The organism is Xenorhabdus lircayensis (assembly GCF_016306625.1).
GTDB lineage: Bacteria > Pseudomonadota > Gammaproteobacteria > Enterobacterales > Enterobacteriaceae > Xenorhabdus > Xenorhabdus lircayensis.
Genome location: NZ_JACOII010000056.1, coordinates 1 through 5,466, shown reverse-complemented (window position 1 = coordinate 5,466; position 5,466 = coordinate 1). Strand labels below are relative to the sequence as shown.

Annotated in this window: 6 protein-coding genes and 3 pseudogenes; 4 read left to right on the top strand and 5 right to left on the bottom strand. The window is 41.4% G+C overall.

Features of this window, described 5'->3' with window-relative positions; genetic code table 11:
* The first annotated feature begins 712 nt into the window (after positions 1-712).
* From H8A87_RS15955 to H8A87_RS15945, 4 genes and pseudogenes are all read left to right on the top strand, one after another.
* The gene (locus tag H8A87_RS15955) at positions 713-1,033 is read left to right on the top strand and encodes an AAA family ATPase (protein ID WP_232370312.1); all 321 of its coding nucleotides are present in this window, start codon (positions 713-715) and stop codon (positions 1,031-1,033) included.
* A 169-nt stretch (positions 1,034-1,202) separates the two neighbouring features.
* Complete coding sequence (locus H8A87_RS20010; protein ID WP_232370311.1) at positions 1,203-1,553, top strand: hypothetical protein; 351 nt, start codon at positions 1,203-1,205, stop codon at positions 1,551-1,553.
* Positions 1,554-1,565: 12 nt separating this feature from the next.
* Positions 1,566-1,817 (top strand): annotated as a pseudogene (locus H8A87_RS20005) (AAA family ATPase); the annotation flags it as partial.
* 92 nt (positions 1,818-1,909) lie between these two features.
* Complete coding sequence (locus tag H8A87_RS15945) at positions 1,910-2,380, top strand: DUF4276 family protein (RefSeq protein WP_232370310.1); 471 nt, start codon at positions 1,910-1,912, stop codon at positions 2,378-2,380.
* Here H8A87_RS15945 and H8A87_RS15940 read toward each other — a convergent pair.
* The 5 genes and pseudogenes from H8A87_RS15940 to H8A87_RS15925 all read right to left on the bottom strand — a co-directional run.
* The gene (locus H8A87_RS15940; protein ID WP_198690925.1) at positions 2,350-3,234 is read right to left on the bottom strand and encodes an IS982 family transposase; all 885 of its coding nucleotides are present in this window, start codon (positions 3,232-3,234) and stop codon (positions 2,350-2,352) included. The two genes, H8A87_RS15945 and H8A87_RS15940, sit on opposite strands and share 31 nt — an antisense overlap.
* 115 nt (positions 3,235-3,349) lie before the next feature.
* A complete protein-coding gene (locus H8A87_RS15935; protein ID WP_198690924.1) occupies positions 3,350-4,171 on the bottom strand; it encodes an intradiol ring-cleavage dioxygenase in 822 nt (273 codons plus the stop codon).
* Between the two features lie 373 nt (positions 4,172-4,544).
* Complete coding sequence (locus H8A87_RS20650) at positions 4,545-4,757, bottom strand: hypothetical protein (RefSeq protein WP_422646108.1); 213 nt, start codon at positions 4,755-4,757, stop codon at positions 4,545-4,547.
* Positions 4,748-5,093, bottom strand: a pseudogene (locus H8A87_RS20000) (IS701 family transposase); the annotation flags it as partial. The gene H8A87_RS20650 and the pseudogene H8A87_RS20000, both read right to left, overlap by 10 nt.
* A 36-nt stretch (positions 5,094-5,129) precedes the next feature.
* Positions 5,130-5,231 (bottom strand): annotated as a pseudogene (locus H8A87_RS15925) (IS110 family transposase); the annotation flags it as partial.
* Between the last annotated feature and the right edge of the window lie 235 nt (positions 5,232-5,466).

Genomic DNA, 5,466 nt, shown 5'->3' with positions numbered 1-5,466 from the left:
TAACCATTTAATACATGACCATCGCGCTGGCAAATAAGATCGCCAGAATATCGTGGGTGATATTAACGGGTGAAGAGAAATTCAGGTTGACGTCGTAATCACAGAGTAATGAAATAGTTTTTAGCTTTATTGATCTTGCTAATTGCGCGGGAAAAGTGAGATGGGAGATCGGTCAGACCGACACCTGCAAAACCTGATATATCCGACGACCACGAATGAATAAAGGTCTAAAAGCCGATAAGGCGCAGGTGTGCACATATCCATCATGGCTCAGCAGAAAATAATCTGCAAACACAGAAGCCGAATGTACGCACGCAGTTATGACCGCCACCCGACGAACTTATCTTGCACATACGCGGGAGTTCATGTACGAATATATGTTTGCGACTACGTTGTCAGAAAAATTTACTCACCTACTTGAATTAAGTCGGTGTCCATATATCGGGTTAATCAGTAAAATTAAGTTATTAGCTTTCGTCAATTCAACTTCCCTGCATATTTGATACATCGCTTTATTCAACAATACCAAAACTGAAGTTGAAGTGCTTATCTCAACGGCAAGCATAACCAAAGAAACACTTGATTCGGAGAATAGTGCTCCGGCCATCAGCGGGTTATGTTAACATTAAATATAACTGTCCTGATGCATGATTTATCATCAATAGTTATCCCCTTGTCTGATACCGAAGTAAAGCATTTCAAAGGAGGCGATATGACTACGTCTTTAGACAAGCTCACGATTAAAGGATTTAAATCAATCCATGAGCTTAATGAATTTGAACTTAAAAGCTTAAACGTGATTGTTGGCGCTAACGGCGCAGGTAAAAGTAATTTGATCTCCTTTTTTAAAATGCGGCGGGCATTAATAGACGGTACATTAAATCTCTATGTACGAGATAATGGAGGTGCAAGCGATTTGCTCTTCAATGGTAATAAAGTCACTCAGAAAATGGAGTTTGAAACACGCTTCGGTGAAAGAGGATTCCGCTTTAAATTAGTCCCCACTCCCGCAGATATAGCTAAATCAGTATAACTTGACGCAGTCTACATGCCTCATAAGCAATACTGCCTTGTCATTTGAATTTAGATGCTATGTCATATTATTTTGGTTCTGCTATAGTTGTGCTATTGAGGATGAAGCCCGCTATTACAAAGCGTCCAAGTGGTGGGAATTGGGGAACAGCGACGATGGCAAATCCAGAATGGTTGCTGAAATCGAGAACAATTCCTCTGATGCTCCGTACTCAAAACCCGTCTATGATGCCATAGCTTCCTGGCAGATTTATCATTTTCACGATACCAGTGCTACGGCTGGAATGCGAAAATATGAAATCATCCAGGATAACAAAACATTACGTACAGATGCGTCTAACATTGGAGCGTTTTTATTAAAACTTAAAAATGATGCCCCAAATGAATATAAATCGATTGTAAATGCAATCAGGTTAGTCACCCCTTTCTTTGATAACTTCATTCTGGAACCTCGCCAGAGCGGTTCAAAAGAAGAAGTTAACATTAGCTGGACACAAAAAGGCTCAGACTATCCGATGTAACCCTATCATTTATCAGATGGTTCAATACGCTTTATTTGTCTGGCGACAGCATTATTACAACCAAACCCGCCATCGACCATTATTATTGATGAACCTGAGCTGGGTCTGCACCCTGCGGCCATTGTGATCCTTGCAGAGTTAATCCAACAAGCTGCTCAGCGCACCCAAGTCATTATCGCCACTCAATCCCCTATTTTAATTGATCAATTCTCTGCCGAAGATATTAGTCATCGTGAATCGGAAAAAGGGAGCTTCAAGCTTTGAACGTTTAAATGAGAACGATTTTTCTTAATGGCTCGAAAACTATTCACTGGGTGAATTGTGGGCTAAGAACGTCATCGCCGGAGGGCCAACTTATGAGTAATTACATCGAAGTTATGGCCATAGTTGAAGGTAAAACAGAACAGATATTTATTGAAAAAATGCTTCAACCTTATCTGGCTGAGAAAATGATTTTCATCTCTGCAACTCAGGTTTCTAAGCCTGGACAAAAAGGCGGGGATGTGCGTTTTTCAAGAGTCAAGAAAGACATTGAGATACATCTGAAACAACGTCCAACGACCTATGTAACAACATTTATCAATTATTACGGCACCAATGAATGGCCGGGATTGGAGACGTTAAATAGACATTGGGAGCCGAAACAAATAACTGAGCATCTGCATCTGTCAACACAAAACGAAGTTCGTCAATTTCTACCAACACAGAGAATTGATGAACGTTTTATCCCATACATCGTTATGCATGAATTTGAAGCTTTGCTCTTTAGTGACAAAGAGATACTTGCTAATGAACCTCAACTTTGTTTAAGCACAGCAATTTTCTGATCACGTAAACCTAAGCTCGGCTTTTTCGGTTGGAACGTATAAGCAATTAAGCCTGATACAACCTCCAACAAAAAGCCGACAACACTCCGATGTCTTGAGTGTTCTATCTGAGAAATATTTTTCAATTGATCATTGACGGTTTCGATTAAAAATCGTTTTCTTAACATAATCTTATCCCAAAGTGACAAAAACTTCGTTTTCATATTACGACGAACGTGGGTAATGAGTGTAATGCCTTCCTCTTTCAGTTCATCGCATAACGCTTGTGACAAATATCCTTTGTCACCATACAGATGCCCGGTTAATCCTTTCACCAATTCCTTAACGGGTTCGCGATCGTCAGTATTTCCTGGGGTTAATTTAACGGATAAAAGCTCACCACAATCATTAATGATCAAATGAAGTTTAAAACCATAAAACCATCCCATGCTGGTTTTCCCCCGTTGGGCGACGTCATCAAAAACTTTATTCCGGGGAATGCGAACATTGTGGCAAACGGCGATTTTGGTGGAGTCGATAAAGGCAATGCCCTGTGATTTTTCTTTACGTGAAGAAAGGAAAGCGCACAAAGGAATAATGGCTCTTTTCTTCAATGTTATTATTCGGTTATAACTCACCAAACCGGGAAATTCAGCGGTAAGGAATGGTTGCACGTACTCCGTATAAAACCCTTTGAAATGACGATAATGGCTCATGTGAAATAAAATAAGGAGCGCCATGATTTCGCTCAGAGACAGGGAAGCGGCGCGATGGCGTTTAAGCAGGTTATTCTCGATGAGCTGTTGTTCCCAAAACGGAATAAATTTTTGACAAAAATCATCGACGCAGCAGAAAAGTTCTTCTAAAGTCATCATAGCCTGAGGATCTCCACGATTTTGTTTTCTTTGCAAAAACGTTGATCGTGCCTCAGGCTCTTAGTTCCTTTTTTCTTTCTTTTCTTAAACAGAGTTCGGGTTAAATTAGACTCACCTACACAGTGTATTTAGCCAAGTCTTTAGGGGTTATTTCCTTGGACATATTGTTTTTATTAATAGATAAAACTATCTTTCCATGTAATCCATCCAATGTGTTATCACCTATTTTTTTTATTGTCAAAATTGCAGCTCTATTTTTTACTCCAGAAAAAATAGAGTCATCTTCATTTTTAAGCCTATTAATATCCCTTGGAGAATACATATCATTGATCATTACTTCTTTAGATATATCCTCAGGGAAATAGAGTTGACCTACAAAATAGAATTTATCTTCCTGTCTTTTTTGTACATTCGCATTCCTTGCTGATAAATGGATATGTATAGCTCTTCCAGCATAAAATCCAGGGAAGATTGTGGTGAATCTGGCTATGCCTTCTTTGTCTGTCCTTTGTGCCCCCCGAAGAAATGTGCTTTCATCAGTTCTTGAAATCGTCCCTATATTACCAGATGGAGCATTGAGATCTGGATTTATGTATTTCCAACCTGAATATTTTCCCATTGCATTACAATGCCATATATCAATAAGGATATCATCTAAAGGTTTACAGGTTACAGAATCAATTATTTTCATTGTCAATAAAAGAGGTATTCCTGGTTCATCCTCTGTTATATTCCTTCTCAGCAGTTTGTTATTTATAAAATATGGACCTGACATTTCCTCTGGAGTCATCTCGCAAACGCCTATATCAATACCATCCCCTTTCTTTGGTTGACTCTGTGAAGAGGCGAGAGCTCCTGCTGGCATCAGAGGTAATAATGAAAATACTGCACCAGTAACACTTGCCTGTTTCAGAAAAAGTCTTCTTCCATTTTTCATAAAGTAGCTCCTTATATGCCATTTAATAATATGATTTGTTGTATAGTAAACGGGTAAGCTATAGTTTAATGTGCGGATTCAGATAAGTGTAGCGGCTCGTGTTTGAAATATGACACGGGTATCCAATCATGTGCCAATCAACATTCAGAAAGAAGGTAACCAGAAGGCAGTAAACCAGCTCGCCAGTTTTTCACTTGTAGCTTGGCGTCATATATAACTGGCTGGAAACTACATTTTGGGGAACTGAAACGGTTTACTGAACCTGTAAGGCGTTGATCCGCTGGCAAGCTCTGAAGCCGGGTAACTTAGCTCAACATACAAAAATACCTATCCCCAAGCCCAGCGCTTCGCTTGGGGCACAACAAGGTACCATTTACACACCCTGATAATCCAGTTTATTCAGCCCTTGAATTGGGGATGGCCGCTCGTCCTGAAGTCTGCTACTTGGGTATTCTTTAGTGATGAGCAATGAGAGCATTTCACAAAAGCAGCTTATCATCCAACATTTTTGATTCAAGTATCGGTTGACGACAGGAATGGTGCCTTCGCCTCCAAATAGACCAATGCAGAAGGTGTTCAACGACATATCGGGTTTTCCACATCAGTCTTGACAGTAGCCTGCGCAACTCCGGCACACTCAACGCAATCAGCCCCGGCACCGTTTTTTTCCTGCACCCGCAGGCTACCAGCACCGCGTGGGCTAACAAGGACAGCGTGATGTGGCGATACCAGCCTTGCCAACGACGGACTTCGTATTGCCCCAGACCACACTCACCCTTGGTTGCTTCAAAACCCGTCTCTATCTCCCAACACCTGCCCGCCACCTGCCCCGCGTCTTGAGCTTCGCCTTCTTTCAGGGGGCATACACCACGTAATAGGCCAATTCCCGTTTCTCATCACGGCTGCGACTCACCAGCAGGTCGTGACCGAAACGCCGTTCTTCCCGCGTTAATTGCAGGCGCCACAGCGGTTTATCAATGAGTTCACCGGTATATTCATCAACAAATTGAATTTGCATCAAATGTTTGGCAATATCGATGCCAAAAGGAGTAAATTTCATGAGTGGATCCTCCAGTTATCAGGGAGCAACAGGCTCCCGCTTTTAGGCACTATAAGGCCGGAAATCTGAGAGGATCCACACCTCATCTCTCAATTCCAGCACAGTGCTAAAGGCTAAGTGGTTGGGATGCGTTCATTACATTCTCCAAAGTGCCCCAAGGTTTTTCATGCTTTCGTCAATCCGGCTGCACAGGAAGATCCTAACAGCCCGATTGCAGGTCATGTATTAAATGGTT